The sequence below is a fragment of the Ekhidna sp. genome, assembly GCF_040220215.1.
Taxonomy (GTDB): domain Bacteria; phylum Bacteroidota; class Bacteroidia; order Cytophagales; family Cyclobacteriaceae; genus Ekhidna.
Map to the genome: position 1 here is coordinate 504,614 of NZ_JAVJTR010000016.1, position 23,194 is coordinate 527,807.

Consider the following 23,194-nt stretch of genomic DNA (forward strand, 5'->3'; position numbering starts at 1 on the left):
TTCAAATGCTAAAAGTAGTTTAATTATTGTTCGAAAATGAACACGGAACAATTAATTTGTTGCGAAATCGAACATTTGTGAAAGCCCAAGCATAGGAAAACCTACAACATGATAGAATTCTGCTTTGCTTTTCTCCCATTTAATAAAAGCATCATAGTAGTCTGTTTGCGCTTCTATGTATTTGTCCTGCTGGATATTCAATTTAAAAAGATCGGTTTCTCCATTTTGCAGGTTAACTATTTCCGCTTGCAGAAGCCTTCTGTAATTTTCAGACATGCCCAGGTATTGGCTCAAAAGATCCTGAAATGCTATGCTTTGGGCATAGGCTCCCAAAACTTCATTTTTTAACTCGACCTGGCTTTGTGCCAGTTGATACTCGTTACTTTGCAGTTTCAGTCTGGTCTGCTGTAGTTTTCCACGTTCTTTTCTGAGTAGGATAGGGAATGAAAAATCGACTCCCATCTTATAATTATCGCCAAACTCCGGTGAATTTGCCTCCAAGTTAGGATTGAAAGGGGCATCTATAAAAGAATACGAAAGATCAATCTGAGGTTTTATACTTTCTCTAGCCCATTTCATGTCAGCATCAAGCTGTTCTCTCTTCCCCTCCAGCTTGCTAATCTCCGGGTGATTTGTCATCGCAAATTCGATAGCATTCCTGATGCTGCTGTCTTTAGGAGTCTCAAAAAGGGTAAGTGAATCAGGAAATACATTGGAAAGAATTTCAAGGGGGATAAGGTTTTCAGACCAAAGGTGTTTGCCAAGGCTTAGCTTAGCGAGTTCATACTCAAGTGTTGCCTTTCGATAATCCACGGTTCGCTTCTGAAAGTTGATTTTAGCTTGCAAAGTATCTACCACTGCTGCTTCTCCGAATTCATAGTCAATAAGCGTTCGATCAAACAGGTTTTGAGCCAAAACAATGGCTTGCTGCATTAATTCTCTTTTTTGGCTGGCTAAATACCAATTCCAATAATCCTTGATAATGGTGAAAAGAATCTTGTTTACTTCTTTGATTTGCTCCGCCTCTGCTATTTGCGAAAAAGCTTCTGCTTTTCTAATGGCATTTCTTCGTTCATCATAAAACAAACCCTTTCCGATCGGCACGGAAAGCCCAACTGCTATTTGTTCATTATCTGTTTCAGGAGAAATAAAGTTTTCAGGATTTAAATACTCACCACTGTTTTTGTAAAACTCAACTTTAGGATCAATCCCGATCCAGGTCGGTATTTTAAAGGAAGTGTTCAGCAGATTGTAGTACTCCTTTTCTTTGAATTCTTTCAGGTTGTAATCCGCCTCTAATTTCGGATCCATGTTTCCTCGAGCTTCTCGAATTACCGCATCAGCATTTTGATTCAATAAGTTGGCTTGTTTAACAACTGGATGATATGATAGGGTCATTTTTATCACATCTTCAATGGGTAGGTAGGTAGTGTCAGCTAGAGAAACAGAATCCTGTGCAAATAGCGTTTGAGTAGTGAATAAAAGAAGGATCAAGTACCTTTTCATTTCATTTTACCATTTTCAGGAGTTTCACCATCTTCATAGATCATAGGAGGGAAGCCATTCATCTGACGCCAGATTTCATACCAGATCGACACATTGTTCAGCATCACCCATCCTTTAATTCCGGATCCTAGTCGTAATTGTTCCGGCCACTGCTCATCGTCAGGATCAGGCTTAACCAAAATTCTGAACATACCATTGTTGCTTTGAACGCGATCCACATTGGCGACTATTCCTCCGAAAGTTCCTACGGACACATTAGGCCATCCTGAAAACTGCAAGGCTGGCCAGCCATCAAATTGAACCCGTACTTTTTTCCCACTTTCAATAAGCGGGATATCCATTGCCTTGACATACATTTCTACTGCCTTATCGTCTGATTCGGGTAGAATCGTAGCTACAGCATCCCCTTCTTTGATGGTCTCACCAATCCCGACTTTAATCGCTTTTACAACATATCCGCTTTGTGGAGCAATGATTTGATAATTTTCTCTTCTGATACGCACATTGGAAAGCTCATTTTCCATTTTAGCTATCTGAGCCTTGGTTTCATTCAGGCTTGAGATAGTTTCATTCAAATTTGATTGTGCTTTGCTGATTTTATCCGCGTAATCCGCTGCTATAGAAGTAAGCTCCAGTTCGGCGTTTGCAAGATCAGCTTTTCGCTGAAGCCACTCATTTTCAGCCTTTAGCACCTTAGCCGCACTCATTTGAAATTTCGACTCTATTTCCTGAAACTTGGTTAGCGTAATGTTCCCCGCTTCATATAGATTTTTGTTTCGATCAAAAATGCTCGCCGCATTTTGATAGTTTACTTGCTCTGCAACAAATTCAAGGCTGTCAGCCTCAAGTTTCAATGATGCTTGATTGAGTTTGTTTTTTGCCTGACTGTTTTTGGCTACCAAAGCTTTTCTCAATGCTGTGATCTGGTTGCGCAAAGCAACAGTTTTATTTGCTTTTGCATCTTGTGAATTCTTCTTTGCCTCAAGTTGCTCTTCTATCCTGGAAATAAGATTTGGATCGAAATATTTATCCTTAATCTCAGAAATACTCAGAAGCGTATCGCCTTTATTTACATAGTCACCCTCAGCGATATGCCATTGGGTGATTCTTCCTGCTATGGCTGACTGGATCATCTGTGGTCGATTTTTTGGACTAAGAGCTGTTAATTTCCCTTTACCTCTGATATTTTGTTGCCATGGGAGAAACAGGAAGAGGATAAAAAGTAATGTGAGAACCATTAGAACCTTGGCTACCATTCTTCCTATTCCGGGAGTTTTTAGCGTCCTAAGGGAATAAAGATGTGTTTCAGAAAGTTTATCTAAATGGTCCATTAGTAGATCTCTTTAATTATTTCTTCTCTTTTTATAAGCTCATCAAATGGCTCTAATGCTTTAGCTTCACCATTTTCCAAATACAGCACTCGGTCGCAGGCTGCCATTACCAGTGGGTCGTTAGAAACGACGATCAACGTCCAATTTTTACCTTCTCTGGTTAACATTTCAATGAGTTTCAGCCGCTCGGCTTTAGTGAAATTGTTGAAAAAGTCATTGAGAATAAGCATTGCCGGCCTTTTTGCTAAGCACCTGGCAAGTATCAGTTTGTTTACAAATGAGGAAGAAAAGCCCTTTCCGGCACTGAGAATTTGTGTGTTCAATCCGTTTTCCAACGCATTGATTTCCCTGGAAAGCCCAACCTCTTTGATCGCAGCAATAGCATGGTCTATATCTGATGTTGGTTTCCCTACCAGAATATTTTCCAACACAGATCCTTCGAAAATATCTTCCTGAGAAACATTTTTTCCAATCCTGTCTCTGATGTAAGTGGAATCCAAATCGCGTAAGGAAAGGTCATTGTAGGTTAGAATACCCTCGTAATTTTGATGGATTCCGGCAATGATATTGGTCAATGTGGTTTTTCCGGCACCACTACCGCCACTTATGCATAGCGTTCCACCTTTTGGTATTTCAATGTTTAGGTGTCCGAGGGAAGGTCGTTTTGATCCGGGATATGTATATGAAACATCCTCCAATTTTACTTCCAATCCATCAGCCATTTGAGAATGAGGAATATCAATACCACCAGGCTCTTCCAGTGGTAAATCTGTAACATGTGATATTTTATCTACGGCGGTAAGCATGTCATATACTACATCCATGTACATGATGATTTTTTCAACTGAATTCAGAACCAGTATTATGATAACTTCTGAAGCCACAAACTGGCCAAGTGTAATTTCCCTTTGAACAACCAAAATGGTACCTAGGATAAGTAGACCTCCTGTTACAATCGCTTTGAATAGAAGTATAAATGAATACTGCGAAATCAAAACTTTGAAGTGAGCACTTCTATGTTTTAGGTAATTGTTGACAAAGTAGTCAGTTTTCTTCAGTGGCAGGATAGTATTTCCTGCAAGCTTAAAGGAATAAAGTGTTCGGGCCATTTCCTCCAGCCAATAGACCACTTTGTATTTATATTTTGACTCCTGAATAGAGCTTTTTAGTCCTTTCGGACCTGTCAAGTAAAAGATGAGGAATAACAATCCTAAAAGCCCTAATCCGAAAATGATGAAAAATGGATGATAAAAAGAGAGTAATAACAATCCAAAAAGAATTTGAATCAGTCCCGTTGATAAGTCAATCAGAAGTTTAGGCAATCCCTTTTGCAATGTTAGAACATCAAAAAACCGGTTCATGAGTTCCGGCATGTGAAGATTGAGTACCGACTCCATCTTTATTCGTGGGACTCTGAATGCAAACTCAAAGGCAGCTTTAGTAAATACTCTTCGTTGCAAATACTCTACAATAGTGATTTGCAAAACCTGGAGTACTCCAGTTCCCAATACACCCAAAATGATAAGTGTTATTAGTAAGTAGACTGAACTAAAGACTACTCCTCCGGAAATAAGCTCCACGGCTGCCTGGATTCCCAGAGGTAGTGTTAAGCTGACCAACCCAATAAGAGCGGCATACACATACACATAGAAGATATCCTTCTTGTCAGCTTTAAGTAAATTAAAAAGTCTTTTCACAGGTGTCATCAAAGAGGATTCACCTTCTACTGTGAAGCTTTGGTATGCAAAGCATGTCAGTGTGAATACTTCCCCAGCATCATTTGTGGAGAACTTAATTTTATTAAAATCTGGTGTTCTTAATTCCCTAAGCTGACCTCCAGGTGTGATGAATTCGAGAACAATTTCTTTTTTACGCTTGCTTATAAAAGCAGGGTGAAAGCCATCCTGTTCTATAAAAACGATAGTTGGAGAGGCACTATCAGAAATAAACTGATACAGGACATCATGATCCATGTATTTTTCAAAAAGGACAATTCCGCCTTCGTTACCAGCCTCTATTAAATCCCTCTGAAACTCCGACAGCTCAGTATCTTCATAGAATCTGGATATAATATCTACTCTTTCCAGTTTTGATATGTTTAAATCAATATCAAGCTTAGTAGCACATTCCTGCAGGCACCTTATAATTTGCTGATTGTTCATTTTTTCAATGAGTTGAAAATGATGGATAATAAATACTGATAGTTCTGCTCATGCGCATCTTCCTCTTTTCGTATATCAGAAAGTCTCGGAAGATGTTCTGCAAAAAATAATTGCTGATGAGCAGCTTCCAAACATGTACTGGACAATGATGTCGGGAACTTAAACTTCGGATTGATTTCTTTCATATAAGATGCGATAGTTTCACAAAGGGATTTATAACCCCTAAAAACGCCCTCTTTATTTATTTGATCTACATTTTTGGTCAGATAGGTTTTGTCAGACTCGCTTATTACTATCTGCTGAAGTACCGATTCGCTGATACCGGGAAAATGATCATCATCTTCGAGTTTGCCTGTTACTAGCCGAATAGCAATTTTAAGTTTGTCTTCAGGGTCTGAAATATTATTGGTCGCAAATGCAATCCGGTACTCTAAGTAGCTCCAATACCAGGAAATAAGGTATACGAGTAGCCGATGTTTATTTTCAAAATAGCGATAAATAGATGCTTCCGTAGAGTTAATTATTGCAGATAATTTTTTAAAAGTAAAAGCTTCAAATCCAATGTCATTGATCAAAAAAATGCTTTCACGCACTATTTTTTGGCCTAAATCACTTGATTGAGGATCCCTTAAATAGAGGACTGAATTTAATTGAATTTGAAGCTTTGCTATCATTAAATATTATTTCACTATCAAATATAATAGTAAAACTATCACAACAATTATTTTTCTTATTGGTTTCATTTTTTTTTCATTTGATATTTTACTAATATTGAAGTCATTAGTCCTTTTTATTTTGAGTTTTTGACCTTTGGGTTCAGGTGTTAGTCCTCCTGAACCTTTTTTTTGCCTTTCACCCAAAACAACCCCTTCACATTTTTTAGAATTCTTGATCTGCTAAGGTTTTGTGATCGATAGCGAACAGTTTTATGTATCAAACTGTACAGGGGAAACATTGTGCTTTTTTACAAATTCAATGTAACTAATTGAAATATAGCCTCTTACAATTAATGGCATTTTTATTGGCATAGTGGACGATCGAAAACCTAAACAACCAAATTGTCAATGGACAGAAAGATTAAAAAGAAAAAGTGGACCGTAAAGAAAATTGCGATATACGCAGGAGCTGCTTTACTTGTCATTTTCATCGGTTACAACTTTTTCCTCTCTGGTGGTGGAACCAGACTCAATGTAGAAAGGAATAAAATCAATATTGCGACGGTGCACGAAGGGGACTTTCAGGAATTCATTCCGGTAGATGGTAATGTGCTACCAATCAAAACCATTCGACTGGATGCAATTGAAGGTGGGGTTGTTTCAAGAAAGCATTATGATGGAGGGATCCTTGTAGATAAAGGGGATACCATTCTTGAACTTGCGAACAATGATCTCCTACAAAGTTTTGTGAGAGAGGAAACCCAGGCCTTTATTCTTGTCAATAATCTTGAAAACACAAAACTGGGGCTACAGCGAAACCAATTTGAGCTTAGAAGGAGCTTGTTACAATTGGATTATCAAATTGATGCAGCAAAAGATGCATTTGAAAGAGGAAAAAAACTTTATGATGATAGCATTATTTCAGAACAAGAATTCTTAAACCTTAAGCGAGAGTTTAACAGATTAAAGGATAACCGGAAGATTCAAATTGAGACAAATAAGTTCGATTCATTGAATGCGAGGCTTCAGATCAGGCAAACAGAAGTAACGTTGGACCGAACAAGGGAGAACCTTGAGATGATCAAGCGTAATCTTGATAACCTTTACATCAAGGCACCAATAGACGGAAGATTGTCTACCGTAGATGTTGAAGTAGGGGAGTCAATAGCTCCAGGACAGAACATCGGACAGATAGATGACCTAGATGGATTTAAGGTTCGTGCAACTATTGACGAACATTATATATCTAGAATATATGCGGGCTTGAATGGCACGTTCACTTTTGCCGGAAATGATTTCGGTTTGGCGATTACAAAAGTGTATCCTGAAGTGAACAATGGCTTGTTTGAAGTGGACATGGCGTTTGACACTATTCCAAATGGAATACGTAGAGGTCAGACACTCCAGATTAGACTTCAGCTAAGTGAAAACATAACTGCAGTTCAAATCCCAAGAGGAAGCTTTTATCAGACTACAGGCGGGAACTGGATTTTCGTAGTGAATGAAGATGAAACAGAGGCGGTAAGACGAGACATCAGGCTGGGTAGACAAAACCAACGATACTATGAAGTTGTCGAAGGATTGCAACCTGGAGAAAAAGTTGTTGTCTCTTCATACAGAGGATATGAAGATAAGGACATACTTGTCATCAAGTAACCAAATAGAAAACAAAAAGTATATAAATAGAACCCAAAGACTAAACTCAATAAAATCATGGAAAACGCTAAAGCACTTATTCGAACAAAAGATTTAAAGAAATTTTACTACACGGATGAAATCGAAACCACCGCATTGGCTGGTGTGAACCTGACCATCAAAGAAGGCGAATTTGTAGCCATCATGGGTCCATCTGGATGTGGTAAATCGACATTACTCAACATAATTGGACTATTGGATAACCCCTCTGAAGGAGAATTTCATTTTACTGACAAGGAAATCTCAGGATACAAGGAGCGTCAACGAGCTGACCTGAGAAAGGCGAATATTGGGTTCGTATTCCAGAGCTTCAACTTGATTGATGAGCTTACTGTATTTGAAAACATTGAGCTACCATTGATCTACTTGAAGTACTCTGCTGCAGAAAGAAAGAAAAGAGTGGAAGAGGTGATGGAGCATATGAAAATTATGCACAGAAGAAATCATTTCCCACAACAACTTTCAGGTGGTCAGCAGCAGCGTGTGGCTATTTCAAGAGCAGTTGTTGCTAAGCCTAAGTTAATCCTTGCGGATGAGCCTACTGGTAACCTTGACTCTGCTAACGGACAAGAAGTGATGAATTTGCTTACTGAGCTGAATGAAGCTGGGACTACAGTAATCATGGTAACTCACTCTCCGGTAGATGCGGAATACTCGCACCGAGTAGTTCACCTGTTTGATGGTCAGATTGTATCTGAAAACATCAATGCAAAAGAAGCTTTAGTGTAACTCTCTTCATATTTACACTTATCAGTTACCCGGTCTATCCATTGAAAGATAGATCGGGAAAACTGTAATCTTGAAAACCTTGAAAGACCTTTATAACATGCGGAAATTTATTTTCGGAATCTTATTAACAACTGGCTTTATTGTCACCTCTCAAGAAGTGAGAGAACTTACTCTTGAGGAATGTATTTCAGTAGCGCTAGAAAAAAATATTGATCTGAGGAGGTCAAGAAACAATGAAATAATAGCCAGAGCTAATCGATTTCAATCGATAATGAATTTTTTTCCAACTCTTACCGCAGGTATTAATTATGATTATTTCTTCGGAAACTTTTTTGATCAAAATGCTGCACGTCAGGTATCAGAGACCACTAATAGCTCAAATCCTAACTTATCATCGTCACTAACCATCTTCAATGGCTTCTCTAATCAGTACAACCTTAAGCAAAGAATAAATGAACAGAAAGCAGCTGAAGCCGGAGTGGATAATGCTCAGCTAAATGTTAGAGCTAATATTATGACTTTTTACCTCAACGCAGTTTTGAGTAGGGAAAATTTAAAGATAGCCGAAGACCGTGTACAGCTTTTAGAAAAACAGCTGGACCGAGAGGAAAAACGGGTCTCTGTTGGTGTTGGAAGCTTAGATGCCGTTTACAATTTGCGGTCACAATTAGCGAATGAAAAACTAAACTTAATCACTGCGAAAAATACTGTTGCAACAAACCGGCTGGCTTTAATTCAAGCTATGCAACTCGACCCTAAAGATAATTATGACATTCAACCGCTGAATATTTCAGAAGAACAACTACTAGTAGAATTGGATCCATTCGATCAGGTTTTGTCTGAGTCGTTAGGATATAGTCCTTCAATCATGCAAGCGGAATCAAATAGAGACGCTGCAAAATATTCCATGAAAGGAACTTCAGCCGATAGGTTCCCGACTATTGCAGCTTTTGGCCGAGTTGGGTCAAACTATTCTTCAAATGGTGCCAGAAACCCTGAAACTGGCGCTTTCGAACCGGATGCAGAGTTTTTTGATCAACTGGAGTTCAATCAATTTGAGTATGTGAATTTCTCTTTGAACATTCCGATTTTCAATCGATTTCAAACGAGTAGAGATGTCCAGATGGCAAAAGTTGGGGTGTTAAATGCCGACTTGGACTATCAGCAAGCAAGAAATACAGTTACAAATATTGTTCAACAAGCATATTTGGATATGCTCAACGCTCAAACAACTTACCAGTCAGCAAAAGAGAATTTGGAAGCTCAAAATTCAACATTCGAGTTTATTAAAAAACGATTTGAAACGGGCAATACGGATTTTTACTCATATCAGGAAAGCCTTAACAATAAGAACAGGGCAGAGGCGCAGTTAATCAATGCAAAGTACACAATCGTTCTTCGTAAGCGAATCCTGGATCTTTATCGAGGAAAGTAATATTGAAAATCTTTCTAATTTTCATTAAGCTGATAAAAGGTCAGTTTTTTATTCCTTATGAAAAGGGAGTTGTCTTTCAGCTTTAGAATAGCATCAGGCTTTAATTCAGGAAGTTTTACAGAGTTTAAAACCTCACTTTTAGATAAACTGTATTCCCTCAGTTCTTCATTGGTATAAACGAAAAGGATTCCGTCCCTAACTTGAAAGTTTAATAGCCCTTGAATAAGATGCGACCTTAAAAAGCCACCGAACTGATCAAAAAAATGGATACCCATTTCATCTGCTATGAAAAGCAGATTCTGATAGGCCTGTATTTTCTTAATAGAATCACCAATTGAGATCTGAACTTCCAGAACGATAGCTTTTCTAAGCGGATTGATTTTCTTCAACCGCTGTGGATTGTTTTCCACCATCCAGAAATCTCCATCAGGGGATGGACACGCCATCATCCCAAACTGAACTCCTAAATCAGAAATGTCATAGTTTTTAGGCACTGAAGAAAATCGATCTAAAACTGTTATCTGCTGATTATCGAAATAAAACAGAAAGGGCTTTAGGTTATTTTGAACATCGATAAGGCTAATCGCGGATACATTTGATAAAGAGTAGTTCTCTTGCAAAATTCCTCTGGAATTGTACTTAGCAAGACTGCCATCAGCGAATCCCAAGTAGAAATTACCCTGAATATCAGCAGCATAGGAAGTGGGGGCGTTCTTTATATTGAATTCGTTTATTTTTTCCCAATTCTGAGCCGAAATCAGAGAGGGTAAAAAAAGGATACTAATCTTTAAAAGTTTTAAGAATTGCTTGTTTGCCATCAAATTCCAGATAGTTGCATTGAGTTACCCATTCGCCTAAATTAAAGTATGTGGAATTATCAGCAACAGGTAATTCAAGTGCAAGGTGTCGATGACCAAACACATAATAGTCATGATGTGCCTGTTGATTCACTATTTCGCAGTATTTCCATAATCGCTCATCTTCCCCTTCAAATTTTTCATCTGCACTATCAATGCGACTTTTCTTACTCCAGTACTTGGCCAGTCTCACTCCTATGTCCGGATGCAACCACCTGAAAAACCATTGACAGATTGGATTGGTGAAAATAGCTTTAACTACCTTGTAGAAGGTGTCACCTGATCCCAGGCCATCTCCATGCCCAATGAATAGCTTCTTTTCATTTACCTGGATTGTAATAGGATTTTTGATGATAGGAATATCTAACTCTTGGGGAAAGTAATCTTTCATCCATAAGTCATGATTCCCTGTAAAAAGAATAATTGGAATGCCTCTTTCGCGTAGTTCTGCAAGTTTTCCTTGAAAACGAATAAAACCCTTGGGAACCGTGGTTTTATACTCAAACCAGAAATCAAAAATGTCCCCCAATAAAAAAATGGCTGCAGCATCGTTAGATATATGCTCCAGCCATCTTACTATTTTTTTTTCGCGTGTCAGGCTTTCATCGCCATTGGGCACGCCTAGATGAAAGTCACTGGCGAAATACACTTTCTTGCCTGAAGGTAGCTCCTTTAAAGAGCGTAAAAGCTCAGGATTTACCCCCATGGCTAAATATCCTTCTCAGCCGGGGTGGACTCTTCTTTTTCTACGGCCTCTTTCACATCACTCTTTACCTTGTCCAGATCTTTTGACTTTTTCTTCTTCTTTTTATCATCAGCATCGTCATCAGATCCATTTGTGAAAGCATCATACGTGGTAGGGGTTTTAAACGGACGCTTACCAATCAATCCTTCGAGATCAGATTGGAAGATAATCTCACGTTTCAGCAACTCCTTCGCTAATATTTCAAGCTCGTTCTTTTTTGAAAGAAGTAGCTCTTTGGTTCTGGCGTAAGCTTTATCTATAAGTGCTTTTACCTCTTTATCGATGAGCTCTGCTGTAGCATCAGAATACGGCTTAGTAAAGTTATAATCAGACTGTTTTGAATCATAGAATGAAACATTTCCGATCTTATCATTCATGCCATATATAGAGACGATGCTATAGGCTAGTTTTGTAATTCTTTCTAAATCACTTAGTGCTCCGGTAGATATTTTTCCGAAGATGATATCCTCTGCAACTCTGCCTCCCAGCGCCATACACATCTCATCAAATAGCTGCTCTGTTTGATATAGAAACTGCTCTTTTGGTAAATACTGCGCATAACCTAGAGCAGCAACGCCTCTTGGGACGATGCTAACCTTTACCAATGGATCTGCGTGCTCAAGGAACCAGCCTGCTACCGCGTGCCCGGCCTCATGATAAGCTACAATTTTCTTCTCTTCTGGCGAGATGATTTTATTCTTTTTCTCTAGTCCTCCAATCACGCGATCAATCGCATCATGGAAGTCGTCCATATCAACTTTTGCTTTGTCTTTTCGCGCAGCAATCAATGCAGCTTCATTACATACATTGGCAATTTCCGCTCCGGCAAACCCTGGTGTTTGTGCAGCCAACTTTCTGGTGTCAACTTCTTTTGAGAGTTGGATTGGTTTTATATGAACCTTAAATATTGCTTCTCTTCCAACTATGTCAGGTTTGTCAATGCTTATTTGTCTATCAAATCGACCAGGTCTTAAAAGAGCAGAATCCAGAACATCCGGTCTATTTGTTGCTGCCAAAATGATTACTCCAGCATCGGTAGAGAACCCATCCATCTCAACCAATAGGGAGTTAAGTGTATTCTCACGTTCATCATTCGAGCCAGGCATCTGACCTCTACCACGAGATCGGCCAATCGCATCAATCTCATCAATAAAGACAATACATGGAGCTTTTTCTTTGGCTTGCTTAAACAGGTCTCTTACTCTGGCAGCACCCACACCTACAAACATTTCCACGAAATCAGATCCTGAAAGTGTGAAAAATGGTACGCCAGCTTCTCCTGCAACAGCCTTTGCTAATAATGTCTTACCTGTTCCCGGAGGGCCTACTAGTAAAGCACCCTTTGGAATTTTACCACCAAGCTTGGTGAACTTGCCCGGGTTTCTAAGGAATTCTACAATTTCTTTGATTTCCTCTTTCGCTTCCTCTAGACCAGCAGCATCAGAAAATGTAATTTTTACCTTATTTTCAGCATCGAATAGAGAAGCTCTTGATTTTCCAATATTGAAAATTTGTCCACCGGGACCACCGCCACCAGTCATTCTTCTCATCAGGAACCAGAAGCCAAATATGAGGAGGATCAGGAAACCCCAATTAAAGAAGATATTGGTGTAATCACCTCTTTCAACGACTTCATAGTCGAATCGCTGGTCTTCAGGCAGGTCTGCCATTAATTCTTCATAGTCTCGAACAAACTTCTCTAAGCTGACAATATCCACTTTGTAATGAGGACCGCCACCAGCATCCAGAATACTGCGGTTTTGCTCAAGTTCGATTTTGTATTTAGTGTTACTTAATGCCTCAGGTTTTAGGGTGATCTCAATAAAATCTTGATTCTTAACGAGCACTACTTTTTGCACATCATTGGATCGAACCATTTTCTCAAACGACCTGAAAGTCGTGGAAACAGCACCACTGTCATTGGAAAATATAGTCAATCCTATAACAAGTGCTAGTAATCCTCCGATGAGCCAACCCTGGAATCCGGGTCTTGGTTTCGGTGCATCTTTTCTTTTTTTATCGGGCATTCTCTTTTTATTCTTCTTCTAGTAAAATTTCTGTTTAGCTAACGAGGTGACTAGTTATTAGTTCTCTTGAATATGGGTAACCTTCGCATCACCCCATAACTCCTCTAATCCGTAAAACGTTCTCTTTTCTTTATTAAATACGTGGGCAACCACATCTACATAATCCAATAATATCCACTCTTTGTTTTGCTGCCCCTCACGTTTCCAGGGGTTCTGTTTTGAGTTTTTATGGATTTGAGCCTCAATTGAGTCAGATATGGCGTCAATTTGGGTATCAGAATTTCCGCTGCAAATCACAAAATAATCGGCTATTGCGTGCTTCACTTTCCTTAAATCCATCACCACAACGTCAATGGCTTTTTTATCCAACATCCCCTCAACAACCCATTCACTCAATATTTCCGAACTGACGTCTTTACTTACTTTCTGATTCACTAATAGTTTACAATTAATTTTGCCGCAAATTTACATTAATTCTATTGCATAAAATCTTTGCCAAACCCATATTCTTAGGTAAAAAAGTGGTTTTCCTGCCACAATGTCACTCAACCAATGATGAGTTGGTGATGCTAACCAAAAAATCGCAGCTTCCTGAAGGGACTGTGGTCTACACTGACCATCAAGAGAAAGGGAAAGGTCAGCGAGGAAATGTATGGGTCGCAGAACCAGGAAAAAATGTTCTCATGTCTATACTGCTACTTCCAAAGTTTTTGAATCCTCAGGATCAATTCTTTTTAAATCTAATAGCAGGGCTAGCGATAGTTGATACCTTAGGGCAGTACTTTTCAGGTCAAATCCAGTTGAAGTGGCCAAATGACATTTATGTGAATCAAAAGAAGATTTCTGGAGTACTTGTAGAAAGCAACACACGGGGAAGTGTACTAGAGTCATGTGTAGTTGGTATTGGATTAAACCTGAATCAGAATGGTTTTCATGTACCGAATGCAACTTCACTTTTGATTGAAACTGAAATAGAGCATGATAAGTTTGATGTGATGGATTTCTTATTGAGAGATATTGAAAAATGGTATCTGAAGCTTAAGAGCAATCGGAAGAATGAAGTACTAGCAGCATATCATGCTTTACTGATGTGGCGTGGAGAGAAGAGGTTATTTAAATCATCAGAGCAAGAATTTATCGGAGAAATTATTGGAATAGATAGTTATGGAAGACTAGTAATCAATGTGCAAGACAAGTTAAAATCATTCGGAATTAAAGAGGTTGAGTTTGTCAGATGACAATTTATGATTGATGATAGGAACCTTAAAGATGAATGATGGTTATATCTTTGCACTCCGAAAAAAGAAATCAGACAAGAAATATTTAAATAATGAGCGTAACTACGGAAAAATTTAAGGTTAAAGACATTGCCCTGGCAGATTGGGGTAGAAAGGAAATTGGGCTGGCTGAAGCTGAAATGCCTGGCTTGATGGCACTGCGAGAGGAATATGGGAAAAGTAAGCCATTGGCTGGAGCTCGGATTGCGGGATGTCTTCACATGACTATTCAGACAGCAGTCCTAATTGAAACATTGGTTGAATTAGGCGCAGATGTGACATGGTCTTCATGCAATATCTTCTCAACTCAGGATCATGCCGCAGCAGCTATTGCTAAAGCCGGAGTTCCTGTTTTTGCCTGGAAGGGAATGAACGATGAAGAGTTCGATTGGTGTATTGAGCAAACGCTATTTGCATTTAAAGATGGTAAGCCTTTGAACATGATCCTTGATGATGGTGGTGACCTTACTAATATGGTGCTTGACAGATATCCAGAATTAGTAAATGATATCAGAGGCTTGTCCGAAGAAACAACAACAGGTGTTCACAGACTTTATGAGCGCATGAAGAAAGGAACACTTCCAATGCCTGCAATCAACGTGAATGATTCTGTAACCAAGTCAAAGTTTGACAATAAATATGGATGTAAGGAATCGCTCGTTGATGCAATCAGAAGAGCAACCGATATTATGCTAGCTGGAAAAGTTGCTGTGGTAGCTGGATATGGTGATGTTGGAAAAGGTTCAGCTGCTTCTTTAAGAGGAGCGGGTGTTCGTGTGATTGTAACAGAGATCGATCCAATATGTGCGCTACAGGCTGCTATGGATGGATATGAAGTGAAGAAAATGTCTGATGCTGTTTCAAGAGCAGATATTATTGTTACCGCGACAGGTAACAAAGACATCATTAGAGGAGAGCACTTCGAAAAGATGAAAGACAAAGCGATTGTCTGCAACATCGGTCACTTCGATAATGAAATCGATATGGCATGGTTAAAGAAAACCTACGGATCTACTCATGTGGAGATTAAGCCACAAGTCGATCTGTATAATGTCAATGGAAATGATGTGATCGTTCTTGCTGAGGGAAGACTAGTAAATCTTGGATGTGCTACAGGACATCCATCATTCGTAATGTCCAATTCATTTACTAATCAGACATTGGCTCAGCTAGAACTGTGGCAAAATCATAAAAACTATGAAAATGCGGTTTATATGCTTCCTAAGCATTTGGATGAGAAAGTAGCTGCATTGCATTTGGCTAAGATTGGCGTTGAGTTGGATTCATTAACGAAAGATCAAGCAGACTATATTGGAGTGGAAGTTGAAGGACCATTCAAGCCTGAATATTACAGATATTAATAGAACAGATTTATAAATATGAGAGGATTCTTCTTAAATGGGGAATCCTCTTTTTTGTTATAGGGGTATTCCTGACTCATTGGCAGCCTTTTGCTTTTGGCAGGTTTTTGGTGTATTTTATATAGTAGCTGATTTGAATGTCAGTTGTTGAACAATTGATGGATAAATAGGTTCTATAGTATGAAGTTTTGAGAAGAAGGAACTTATTTAGAACAAATCTAAATCAGGCACGTATATTGATGTACATACACGTAAAAATGTGAAGAGAATGACCAATCAAGTAGATACTCCAGTAAAAAGATCATATTCAGAAGCCAAAAAAATACAGGTTTTCGATGGGGAATTCATGCCTCATATCGACTCGATGTATAATTTTGCTTATCGTCTCACTTTCGATGAAGATGAGGCAAAAGATTTGGTGCAGGATACATACATGAAGGCTTTCCGCTTTATCAATTCCTTTCAAGAAGGAACGAATGCAAAAGCGTGGCTTTACAGAATTCTGAAAAACAGTTTCATAAACGACTATCGAAAGAAAAGCAAACAGCCTGCTAAAGTTGATTATCAGGAGGTAGAACAATTCTATAATTCAGAAGATACCCCAAGCAATGCGACTGTTGATCTCCGCTTGGAGACAACAAAGGATATGATTGGTGATGAGATAAGCAATGCCTTAAATTCTTTAGCGGTTGATTTTAGGACGGTAGTTATCTTATGCGATCTTGAAGGCTTCACTTACGAAGAGATGGCCAAAATTTTGGATATTCCAATAGGTACTGTGCGTTCAAGACTACACAGAGCAAGAAACTTGCTTAGGGAAAAATTAGGCTCTTATGCTCTTTCAATGGGGTACAATTAAAATTGAACTTTTTTAGCCCGCTCACCATTCCATACGTAACACAAAAACAACATTCTTGAAATGTCAGATTGTCCCGACTGTGGTTGTAGTGATTTTGATAAGTGCTTGAGAATATTAAACCTCATGCTGGATAATGAAGCCACCCCTAACCAGGAAGAATTTTTCTATGGTCATATTGAGAAGTGCATGGTTTGTTTTGCTCACTATAATGTGGAAAAGCAAATAAGACAGCTACTTAAAACCAAGTTGAATAATAAAGCCGTGCCAAGTGCTTTAGCTGATGAGATTAGAAAAAAGATCGTTTCATAACTCGAGAGCATCTCTAAATAATTGTCCCTAGAGTCATTCGGGTTTAAATTCGCCGGATGGAGGGAAAGGCTATCATATTTTCTGCACCATCCGGTGCTGGCAAAACTACCATCGTTCATAGTTTGCTGGACAGAATTCCAGGTCTGCGATTCTCTATATCCGCTACCACGAGACCTAAGCGTCCGACTGAAATAGATGGCAGAGATTATTATTTTCTATCCGTTCAGGAATTTAAAAACAAACAAGAATCAGGAGATTTACTGGAATGGGAGGAGGTCTACACAAACACCTTTTATGGTACGCTCAAAAGCGAAGTAGAACGTATTTGGTCTGAAGGCAATCATGTTATTTTTGATGTGGATGTTAAAGGAGGAAAAAAATTGAAGGCTATTCTAGGTCAGAAAGCTATTTCCATTTTTGTAAAAGTCAAAGGGAAGGATGTCCTGAGAGAGCGTTTGCAAGCCAGGAGTACTGAAAATGAAGAAGTTTTAAATATGCGGGTAAGTAAAGCCACAGAGGAGATGAAAGAAGAAACTCACTTCGATGAAGTGGTGCTCAATGAAAATTTGGATGTGGCTATTAATAATGCGGAGAGTCTGGTAAAGAAATTCATCAAAAGTTAATGAAAGAAATTGGACTATTTTTTGGTTCTTTCAACCCCATTCACACCGGGCACATGATTATTGCCAACCTGGTGAAAGAAACAACTAGTGTAGAAGAGGTATGGTTTATTGTAAGTCCACAAAATCCGTTTAAGAAAAATAAGAACCTGCTGCATGAATTTGACAGGCTGGATATGGTGAATGCCGCCATAGCAGATGATTACCAATTTCGGTCCAGTGATGTTGAGTTCAGTATGCCCAGACCAAGCTACACGATTGACACGCTTACTGTCTTACAGGAAAAACATCCGGATAAGAAATTCAAACTAATAATAGGAGAAGATAATCTGGCTTCATTTCCGAAATGGAAAAACCATGATAAAATTCTGGAACATTTTGGATTGATTGTTTACCCAAGACCAAATTCAAAACCTTCAGAACTTTCATCACACATCAATGTGCATTTGATAGATGCACCTGAGGTAGATATTTCTGCGACCCTGATTCGAAAATTGGTGAAAAAAGAAAAATCAATAAAGTATTTGGTGCCGGATCCGGTAGCTGCTTTGATAAAAGCAAAGGCTTTTTTCAAAACTTAAACAGTCATAATGTCCTTTTCCTTGCTCTCCACTAAAGAGTCAATCTTGGCTGTATATTTATCGGTTAGCTTCTGAACATCATCCTCAGCCCCCTTAACCAAATCTTCAGAGACGCCATCTAATTTTTTCAGAGAATCATTTGTATCCTTTCTGGCATTACGGATACTGATTTTTCCTTTTTCTGCTTCCGATTTCACTTGCTTCATAAGTTGAAGTCTTCTTTCCTCAGTTAATGGAGGTATGTTTATGCGGATTTGCTCACCGTCATTCTGTGGGTTGAGGCCTAAATTGCTATTGATAATTGCACGCTCAATTTCCTGAAGCATTCCCTTCTCCCATGGCTTCACACTCAAAGTACGAGCATCAGGAGTAGTCACACCAGCAACTTGATTCAAGGGAGTCATAGTTCCGTAATATTCTACCTCTATTCCATCCAGCATGCTTGGCATGGCTTTCCCGGCTCTGATTTTTGAAAACTCAGCAATCGTGTGAGAAACAGCACCTTCCATCATCTCTTTCGCTGTGTCAAGATATATTTCTATTTCTTCCATAGGTGAAAATTATAATTTTTTCAATGAATAAGTGTCCCTACTTCCTCCCCGGCTACTATTTTTTGAAGATTACCTTCCTTGTTCATGTCAAATACAATGATAGGAAGGTTGTTTTCCTGGCAAAGTGTGAAGGCTGTCATGTCCATAATGTTCAGGTTTTTTTCATAGGCTTCTTGGAATGAAATTTTAGAATAGCGTTCAGCATTAGGATCCTTTTCCGGATCAGCAGTGTAGACACCATCAACCCTTGTACCTTTTAAGACCACATCAGCCTCAATTTCTATCGCACGCAAACTAGCTGTTGAATCGGTTGTGAAATATGGATTACCAATCCCAGCTCCGAAAATGACAACTCGTCCTTTCTCTAGGTGCCTGATTGCTCGTCTCCTAATAAAAGGCTCACACACTTGCTCCATTTTTAGTCCGGCCATCAGACGAGTGTACATCCCTTGTTTTTCAAACATGCTTTGAAGAGCCATAGCATTTATCACTGTGGCCAGCATGCCCATATAGTCACCTTGCACCCGATCAATACCGGATGCTTCAGCTTCAACGCCACGGAAAATGTTGCCGCCTCCTATCACAACGGCTACTTCGATTCCTTCATTTACGACCTTTTTTATTTCTTCAGCGTATTGGGTCAAACGATTGGAATCAATCCCATGCTGTTTTTCTCCCATCAATGCTTCTCCACTTAATTTTAATAGTATTCGTTTGTAGGTCATGTGTTAATGATATGTATATGTCTGAAGGATGAAATCGTGCAAATATATAAGGATTGAAATCGGAATTATTCGAAAGAAATAAGTACTTGATTTTTTTCGACATTCTCTTTCGCCGATATGTGGACTTTACTCACTTTTCCTTCACCTGGAGACTTTATGACGTTTTCCATTTTCATAGCTTCCAGCACAAGTAGTTTGTCGCCTTCACTAACTTCATCACCTTCAGTTACTATTACATCTATAATCGATCCCGGCATAGGAGCTTTAATATCTTTCACAGCAGTGCTGGCCACCATGTTCATTCCAAGCTGATCTAAAATTTGGTCGATGTGATCCGTCACAGAAACATCAAGCAATTGACCATTTACTTTGAGTTTCATTTTTTTCCCATCCCTATCTACCACATCCACTCGAAAAATTTTATTTGATTTGAAAACCTTATATGAGTTTTCGTTGATCTTCACCACCTCCCCATTAAATCTTTTCTTATTGAGAAGAATCCCTTCTTTATCACTCTCAACGCTAATTTTTTCGATATCATCGATCTGTACTTCTATCATGGAAATGGAGTTTATTTTCTGTTCGTCCAAAATTATGGATTCAATTAGATTTTTTATCTAAAAATGAAATTTGATTAGTTGAAAAAACCATATACTTTTGCAATCCTTTTTCTGGGAAGCATCTGGGAAAAGTAGTTCTTGAAAGTATTATAATCAGGGGAGATACTCAAGCGGCCAACGAGGACAGACTGTAAATCTGTTGGTGTATTCCTTCGCAGGTTCGAATCCTGCTCTCCCCACTGTGATCGTTCGAAACTTTAGTGAAGACGATCCTTCATCAAGCAAGCAAGTTCATCTTCGCTAAGCTTCGATGAACAAGCGGGTGTAGCTCAGTTGGTAGAGCGACAGCCTTCCAAGCTGTAGGTCGCGGGTTCGAGCCTCGTCACCCGCTCAAATCTTCCGAGAATATTTTCGGGAGTCTTTGAGCTCTTTGGTTCAAATTACTGAACTCAGGGAGTTTAGAATTAGCCGATGTAGCTCAGGGGTAGAGCGTTTCCTTGGTAAGGAAGAGGTCAGGGGTTCAAATCCCCTCATTGGCTCTTATTCAAGGATTAGAATTAGAAAATAGAGTAATAACAATAAATTAAACAAACGAGGATTATCAAGCATGGCTAAAGAAACCTTTGATCGTTCGAAACCACACGTAAATATTGGTACAATCGGACACGTTGACCATGGTAAAACAACTTTAACTGCTGCTATTTCGGCTGTACTAGCTGGAAAAGGTTTGGCAGATATTAAAGACTTCTCTTCTATCGATAACGCACCCGAAGAGAAAGAAAGAGGTATTACCATTAATACTTCACACATTGAGTATCAGACAGAAAAACGTCACTATGCTCACGTTGATTGCCCTGGTCACGCGGATTATGTAAAAAACATGGTAACAGGAGCGGCTCAGATGGATGGAGCTATCATCGTGGTAGCTGCAACTGACGGACCAATGCCACAAACTAGAGAGCACATCCTTCTTTCAAGACAGGTAGGTGTACCAGCTCTAGTGGTATTCATGAACAAAGTTGACTTGGTTGATGATCCTGAGCTTCTAGAGCTAGTAGAAATGGAAATCAGAGAGCTTCTTTCTGATTATGATTTCCCGGGTGATGACATTCCTGTAATTCAGGGTTCTGCTCTTGGTGGCCTTAACGGCGATGCTAAGTGGGTAGAAAAAATTGAAGAGCTAATGACGGCTGTGGATGAGTACATTCCACTTCCTGAAAGAGCTGTTGATAAAGATTTCTTGATGCCGGTTGAGGATGTGTTCTCAATTACTGGTCGAGGTACTGTTGCTACAGGTAGAATCGAAAGAGGAGTAATTAACTCTGGAGATGCTGTTGATATCATCGGTATGGGTGCTGAAGGACTTAAGTCTACAATTACTGGAGTAGAGATGTTCCGTAAGATTCTAGACAGAGGTGAAGCTGGAGATAACGTAGGTCTACTTTTGAGAGGTATTGAAAAAGATCAAATCAAAAGAGGAATGATTATCTGTAAGCCAGGTTCTGTAACTCCTCACGCTAAGTTCAATGCTGAGGTGTACGTTCTTTCAAAAGAAGAAGGCGGACGTCACACTCCATTCTTCAACAAGTACAGACCACAGTTCTACTTGAGAACTACAGATGTAACTGGAGAGATCATGCTTCCAGCTAACGTAGAAATGGTGATGCCAGGTGATAACGTTACTATCGAAGTGAACTTGATTAACCCTGTTGCACTTGAAAAAGGATTGCGATTTGCAATTAGGGAAGGTGGACGAACTGTAGGTTCTGGTCAGGTAACTGAAATTCTTGATTAATACATAGTTATCCCGAAGCACGCAAGTGCTTTCGGGATTTGTTTATACAAACTGATTACTCTAAATTTGCAGTCCTTTTGGGACTGCTTGTTTTTTACGGGTGTAGCTCAATTGGTAGAGTAGTGGTCTCCAAAACCATTGGTTGGGGGTTCGAGTCCCTCCTCCCGTGCTAAAAAGAAGGAAAATTATGTCTAAAGTTATCAATTTTTTCAAAGATTCATACGATGAATTGACACATAAAGTGTCCTGGCCAAAGTATGGTGATTTGCAAAATAGTGCCGTTTTAGTGCTAGTAGCATCGTTGATTTTTGCGCTTATGATAGGAGCGATAGACTATGCCTTCGAAAATTTGATGGAGTTTATTTATCAGGAACTATAATACGTACGGGATAGGATGGAGTATAAGTGGTACGTCGTAAGAGCCGTTAGCGGCAAGGAAAAGAAAGTCAAAGAAGCCATTGAGAATGAAGTGGTTCGACAAGAATTGACCGAATATATACCTCAGGTACTTATTCCTTCGGAAAAAGTATATGAGATGCGTAACGGCAAAAAAAGAGTAAGAGAAAGAAATTTTTTTCCAGGATATGTATTGATCCAAGCTGACTTCTCCAATGGTGAAGTGCAACACCTGGTTACGAATAAAGAACTAATTCCGAATGTGATCGGCTTTCTAGGATCCACCGGGAGTAGTACAACAAAAGATCCAATTCCTTTAAGGCAATCTGAGGTGAATAGAATCCTCGGTAAAGTTGATGAGGTTGAGGAATATGAAGAGAAGCTTGATACCCCATTTATAGTGGGTGAGAGTGTGAAAGTGATGGACGGTCCCTTTAGTGGCTTCACGGGTACAGTAGAGGAGGTATTTGAGGATCGTAAGAAGCTTAATGTTACGGTTAAGATTTTTGGCAGAAATACACCTGTCGAATTAAATTATATACAGGTAGAAAAAGAAGATTAATAAGGTAAAAAATGGCTAAAGAAATATCGGGCTATTTGAAATTACAGATACGAGGAGGGGCGGCAAATCCGTCACCACCAGTAGGACCCGCACTTGGTGCTAAGGGTCTGAATATCATGGACTTCTGTAAGCAATTTAATGCAAGAACTCAGGATAAGCCAGGACAGCTTCTTCCGGTTGTTGTTACAATTTACGCAGATAAGTCTTTTGACTTTGTAATTAAAACACCTCCGGCTGCAACTCTATTGATGGAGGCAGCTAAGTTGAAGAAAGGATCTTCCGAGCCAAACCGTGTGAAAGTAGGTTCAGTAACATGGGATCAGGTTAAAGCAATAGCTGAGACTAAGATGCCGGATTTGAACTCTTTCAGTATTGAGTCTGCAATGAGAGTTGTGGCTGGTACTGCACGAAGCATGGGTGTGAAAATTTCAGGTAAAGCCCCTTGGGCAAATTAA

General features: G+C 39.2%; 24 protein-coding genes and 4 tRNA genes. 17 read left to right on the top strand and 11 right to left on the bottom strand.

The annotated features are described in order from the left end of the window. Window positions 1–51: 51 nt before the first annotated feature. From RIC88_RS10860 to RIC88_RS10875, 4 genes are read right to left on the bottom strand one after another with little or no spacing between them, the layout of a single operon-like run. A complete protein-coding gene (locus RIC88_RS10860) occupies window positions 52–1,506 on the bottom strand; it encodes a TolC family protein (protein ID WP_350217566.1) in 1,455 nt (484 codons plus the stop codon). After that, window positions 1,503–2,837, bottom strand: a complete 1,335-nt coding sequence (locus RIC88_RS10865) for an HlyD family secretion protein (RefSeq protein WP_350217567.1) — start codon at window positions 2,835–2,837, stop codon at window positions 1,503–1,505. The genes RIC88_RS10860 and RIC88_RS10865 overlap by 4 nt, the downstream gene beginning before the upstream one ends. Beyond that, window positions 2,837–4,999, bottom strand: a complete 2,163-nt coding sequence (locus tag RIC88_RS10870; protein ID WP_350217568.1) for a peptidase domain-containing ABC transporter — start codon at window positions 4,997–4,999, stop codon at window positions 2,837–2,839. Before RIC88_RS10870 ends, RIC88_RS10865 begins: the two co-directional genes overlap by 1 nt. Beyond that, window positions 4,996–5,673 carry a TetR/AcrR family transcriptional regulator gene (locus tag RIC88_RS10875; RefSeq protein WP_350217569.1) on the bottom strand — a complete coding sequence of 226 codons (678 nt, stop codon included), beginning with the start codon at window positions 5,671–5,673 and terminating at the stop codon, window positions 4,996–4,998. Before RIC88_RS10875 ends, RIC88_RS10870 begins: the two co-directional genes overlap by 4 nt. Window positions 5,674–6,063: 390 nt before the next feature. Here RIC88_RS10875 and RIC88_RS10880 point away from each other — a divergent pair, with 390 nt between their 5' ends. The 3 genes from RIC88_RS10880 to RIC88_RS10890 all read left to right on the top strand — a co-directional run bounded on the left by RIC88_RS10880 (window position 6,064) and on the right by RIC88_RS10890 (window position 9,514). Continuing rightward, window positions 6,064–7,311 carry an efflux RND transporter periplasmic adaptor subunit gene (locus RIC88_RS10880; protein ID WP_350217570.1) on the top strand — a complete coding sequence of 416 codons (1,248 nt, stop codon included), beginning with the start codon at window positions 6,064–6,066 and terminating at the stop codon, window positions 7,309–7,311. A gap of 57 nt (window positions 7,312–7,368) precedes the next feature. After that, window positions 7,369–8,079, top strand: coding sequence for an ABC transporter ATP-binding protein (locus tag RIC88_RS10885; protein ID WP_350217571.1), 711 nt, complete (start codon window positions 7,369–7,371; stop codon window positions 8,077–8,079). A 97-nt stretch (window positions 8,080–8,176) separates the two neighbouring features. Next, window positions 8,177–9,514, top strand: a complete 1,338-nt coding sequence (locus tag RIC88_RS10890) for a TolC family protein (protein ID WP_350217572.1) — start codon at window positions 8,177–8,179, stop codon at window positions 9,512–9,514. 14 nt (window positions 9,515–9,528) lie between these two features. On the opposite strand, the gene RIC88_RS10895 is transcribed toward RIC88_RS10890, so the two are convergent. Genes RIC88_RS10895 through rsfS form a run of 4 tightly spaced genes read right to left on the bottom strand, consistent with a single transcriptional unit; the run spans window position 9,529 to window position 13,578 of the window. Continuing rightward, window positions 9,529–10,332 (bottom strand): hypothetical protein, encoded by an 804-nt coding sequence (locus tag RIC88_RS10895; protein ID WP_350217573.1) that lies wholly within the window; start codon window positions 10,330–10,332, stop codon window positions 9,529–9,531. Beyond that, window positions 10,295–11,077 carry a UDP-2,3-diacylglucosamine diphosphatase gene (locus RIC88_RS10900; RefSeq protein ID WP_350217574.1) on the bottom strand — a complete coding sequence of 261 codons (783 nt, stop codon included), beginning with the start codon at window positions 11,075–11,077 and terminating at the stop codon, window positions 10,295–10,297. Before RIC88_RS10900 ends, RIC88_RS10895 begins: the two co-directional genes overlap by 38 nt. A gap of 2 nt (window positions 11,078–11,079) precedes the next feature. Continuing rightward, complete coding sequence (gene ftsH, locus RIC88_RS10905) at window positions 11,080–13,143, bottom strand: ATP-dependent zinc metalloprotease FtsH (RefSeq protein WP_350217575.1); 2,064 nt, start codon at window positions 13,141–13,143, stop codon at window positions 11,080–11,082. Between the two features lie 57 nt (window positions 13,144–13,200). Further along, window positions 13,201–13,578, bottom strand: coding sequence for a ribosome silencing factor (rsfS, locus tag RIC88_RS10910; RefSeq protein WP_350217576.1), 378 nt, complete (start codon window positions 13,576–13,578; stop codon window positions 13,201–13,203). 44 nt (window positions 13,579–13,622) lie between these two features. Here rsfS and RIC88_RS10915 point away from each other — a divergent pair, with 44 nt between their 5' ends. The 6 genes from RIC88_RS10915 to nadD all read left to right on the top strand — a co-directional run bounded on the left by RIC88_RS10915 (window position 13,623) and on the right by nadD (window position 18,150). After that, a complete protein-coding gene (locus RIC88_RS10915; RefSeq protein WP_350217577.1) occupies window positions 13,623–14,381 on the top strand; it encodes a biotin--[acetyl-CoA-carboxylase] ligase in 759 nt (252 codons plus the stop codon). 92 nt (window positions 14,382–14,473) lie between these two features. Then, window positions 14,474–15,781, top strand: coding sequence for an adenosylhomocysteinase (gene ahcY, locus RIC88_RS10920; protein WP_502880002.1), 1,308 nt, complete (start codon window positions 14,474–14,476; stop codon window positions 15,779–15,781). Window positions 15,782–16,049: 268 nt separating this feature from the next. Then, window positions 16,050–16,640 carry a sigma-70 family RNA polymerase sigma factor gene (locus tag RIC88_RS10925; RefSeq protein ID WP_350217578.1) on the top strand — a complete coding sequence of 197 codons (591 nt, stop codon included), beginning with the start codon at window positions 16,050–16,052 and terminating at the stop codon, window positions 16,638–16,640. Between the two features lie 123 nt (window positions 16,641–16,763). After that, on the top strand, window positions 16,764–16,949 hold the full coding sequence (locus tag RIC88_RS10930) for an anti-sigma factor (RefSeq protein WP_350217579.1): 186 nt from the start codon (window positions 16,764–16,766) through the stop codon (window positions 16,947–16,949). A 56-nt stretch (window positions 16,950–17,005) separates the two neighbouring features. Then, entirely contained in the window at window positions 17,006–17,572 is a 567-nt protein-coding gene (gmk, locus tag RIC88_RS10935; RefSeq protein ID WP_350217580.1) for a guanylate kinase, read from the top strand. Further along, window positions 17,572–18,150, top strand: coding sequence for a nicotinate (nicotinamide) nucleotide adenylyltransferase (gene nadD, locus RIC88_RS10940; RefSeq protein ID WP_350217581.1), 579 nt, complete (start codon window positions 17,572–17,574; stop codon window positions 18,148–18,150). Before gmk ends, nadD begins: the two co-directional genes overlap by 1 nt. Here nadD and frr read toward each other — a convergent pair. From frr to RIC88_RS10955, 3 genes are all read right to left on the bottom strand, one after another. Further along, window positions 18,147–18,701: a ribosome recycling factor gene (frr, locus tag RIC88_RS10945; RefSeq protein ID WP_350217582.1), complete on the bottom strand. Its 555-nt coding sequence runs from the start codon at window positions 18,699–18,701 to the stop codon at window positions 18,147–18,149. The two genes, nadD and frr, sit on opposite strands and share 4 nt — an antisense overlap. Window positions 18,702–18,721: 20 nt before the next feature. After that, window positions 18,722–19,426, bottom strand: coding sequence for a UMP kinase (gene pyrH / locus RIC88_RS10950; RefSeq protein WP_350217583.1), 705 nt, complete (start codon window positions 19,424–19,426; stop codon window positions 18,722–18,724). A 65-nt stretch (window positions 19,427–19,491) separates the two neighbouring features. Then, the gene (locus RIC88_RS10955) at window positions 19,492–19,986 is read right to left on the bottom strand and encodes an acyl-CoA carboxylase biotin carboxyl carrier protein subunit (protein WP_350217584.1); all 495 of its coding nucleotides are present in this window, start codon (window positions 19,984–19,986) and stop codon (window positions 19,492–19,494) included. Window positions 19,987–20,142: 156 nt separating this feature from the next. Here RIC88_RS10955 and RIC88_RS10960 point away from each other — a divergent pair. From RIC88_RS10960 to rplK, 8 genes are all read left to right on the top strand, one after another. After that, window positions 20,143–20,225 (top strand) — tRNA-Tyr (locus tag RIC88_RS10960). Window positions 20,226–20,304: 79 nt separating this feature from the next. Beyond that, window positions 20,305–20,377 (top strand) — tRNA-Gly (locus tag RIC88_RS10965). Window positions 20,378–20,453: 76 nt separating this feature from the next. Continuing rightward, window positions 20,454–20,525, top strand: a tRNA-Thr gene (locus RIC88_RS10970). 68 nt (window positions 20,526–20,593) lie between these two features. Next, window positions 20,594–21,781, top strand: coding sequence for an elongation factor Tu (tuf, locus tag RIC88_RS10975; RefSeq protein WP_350217585.1), 1,188 nt, complete (start codon window positions 20,594–20,596; stop codon window positions 21,779–21,781). 96 nt (window positions 21,782–21,877) lie between these two features. Next, window positions 21,878–21,950: transfer RNA gene (locus tag RIC88_RS10980), tRNA-Trp, on the top strand. A gap of 18 nt (window positions 21,951–21,968) precedes the next feature. Beyond that, a complete protein-coding gene (gene secE / locus RIC88_RS10985; RefSeq protein ID WP_350217586.1) occupies window positions 21,969–22,160 on the top strand; it encodes a preprotein translocase subunit SecE in 192 nt (63 codons plus the stop codon). 15 nt (window positions 22,161–22,175) lie between these two features. Next, window positions 22,176–22,739, top strand: coding sequence for a transcription termination/antitermination protein NusG (nusG, locus tag RIC88_RS10990; protein ID WP_350217587.1), 564 nt, complete (start codon window positions 22,176–22,178; stop codon window positions 22,737–22,739). Window positions 22,740–22,750: 11 nt separating this feature from the next. Continuing rightward, the gene (rplK, locus tag RIC88_RS10995; protein ID WP_350217588.1) at window positions 22,751–23,194 is read left to right on the top strand and encodes a 50S ribosomal protein L11; all 444 of its coding nucleotides are present in this window, start codon (window positions 22,751–22,753) and stop codon (window positions 23,192–23,194) included.

Excerpts from the sequence above, each read along its gene's own strand:
- secE (WP_350217586.1), top strand. The coding sequence starts at position 21,969 with ATGTCTAAAGTTATCAATTTTTTCAAAGATTCATACGATGAATTGACA.
- RIC88_RS10955 (WP_350217584.1), bottom strand. The coding sequence starts at position 19,986 with ATGATAGAAGTACAGATCGATGATATCGAAAAAATTAGCGTTGAGAGT.
- RIC88_RS10860 (WP_350217566.1), bottom strand. The coding sequence starts at position 1,506 with ATGAAAAGGTACTTGATCCTTCTTTTATTCACTACTCAAACGCTATTT.
- tuf (WP_350217585.1), top strand. The coding sequence starts at position 20,594 with ATGGCTAAAGAAACCTTTGATCGTTCGAAACCACACGTAAATATTGGT.
- RIC88_RS10865 (WP_350217567.1), bottom strand. The coding sequence starts at position 2,837 with ATGGACCATTTAGATAAACTTTCTGAAACACATCTTTATTCCCTTAGG.
- RIC88_RS10930 (WP_350217579.1), top strand. The coding sequence starts at position 16,764 with ATGCTGGATAATGAAGCCACCCCTAACCAGGAAGAATTTTTCTATGGT.
- ahcY (WP_502880002.1), top strand. The coding sequence starts at position 14,474 with ATGAGCGTAACTACGGAAAAATTTAAGGTTAAAGACATTGCCCTGGCA.
- RIC88_RS10895 (WP_350217573.1), bottom strand. The coding sequence starts at position 10,332 with ATGGCAAACAAGCAATTCTTAAAACTTTTAAAGATTAGTATCCTTTTT.
- RIC88_RS10885 (WP_350217571.1), top strand. The coding sequence starts at position 7,369 with ATGGAAAACGCTAAAGCACTTATTCGAACAAAAGATTTAAAGAAATTT.
- nusG (WP_350217587.1), top strand. The coding sequence starts at position 22,176 with ATGGAGTATAAGTGGTACGTCGTAAGAGCCGTTAGCGGCAAGGAAAAG.
- RIC88_RS10890 (WP_350217572.1), top strand. The coding sequence starts at position 8,177 with ATGCGGAAATTTATTTTCGGAATCTTATTAACAACTGGCTTTATTGTC.
- pyrH (WP_350217583.1), bottom strand. The coding sequence starts at position 19,426 with ATGACCTACAAACGAATACTATTAAAATTAAGTGGAGAAGCATTGATG.
- frr (WP_350217582.1), bottom strand. The coding sequence starts at position 18,701 with ATGGAAGAAATAGAAATATATCTTGACACAGCGAAAGAGATGATGGAA.
- RIC88_RS10925 (WP_350217578.1), top strand. The coding sequence starts at position 16,050 with ATGACCAATCAAGTAGATACTCCAGTAAAAAGATCATATTCAGAAGCC.
- rplK (WP_350217588.1), top strand. The coding sequence starts at position 22,751 with ATGGCTAAAGAAATATCGGGCTATTTGAAATTACAGATACGAGGAGGG.
- RIC88_RS10900 (WP_350217574.1), bottom strand. The coding sequence starts at position 11,077 with ATGGGGGTAAATCCTGAGCTTTTACGCTCTTTAAAGGAGCTACCTTCA.
- RIC88_RS10875 (WP_350217569.1), bottom strand. The coding sequence starts at position 5,673 with ATGATAGCAAAGCTTCAAATTCAATTAAATTCAGTCCTCTATTTAAGG.
- RIC88_RS10880 (WP_350217570.1), top strand. The coding sequence starts at position 6,064 with ATGGACAGAAAGATTAAAAAGAAAAAGTGGACCGTAAAGAAAATTGCG.
- RIC88_RS10870 (WP_350217568.1), bottom strand. The coding sequence starts at position 4,999 with ATGAACAATCAGCAAATTATAAGGTGCCTGCAGGAATGTGCTACTAAG.
- nadD (WP_350217581.1), top strand. The coding sequence starts at position 17,572 with ATGAAAGAAATTGGACTATTTTTTGGTTCTTTCAACCCCATTCACACC.
- gmk (WP_350217580.1), top strand. The coding sequence starts at position 17,006 with ATGGAGGGAAAGGCTATCATATTTTCTGCACCATCCGGTGCTGGCAAA.
- ftsH (WP_350217575.1), bottom strand. The coding sequence starts at position 13,143 with ATGCCCGATAAAAAAAGAAAAGATGCACCGAAACCAAGACCCGGATTC.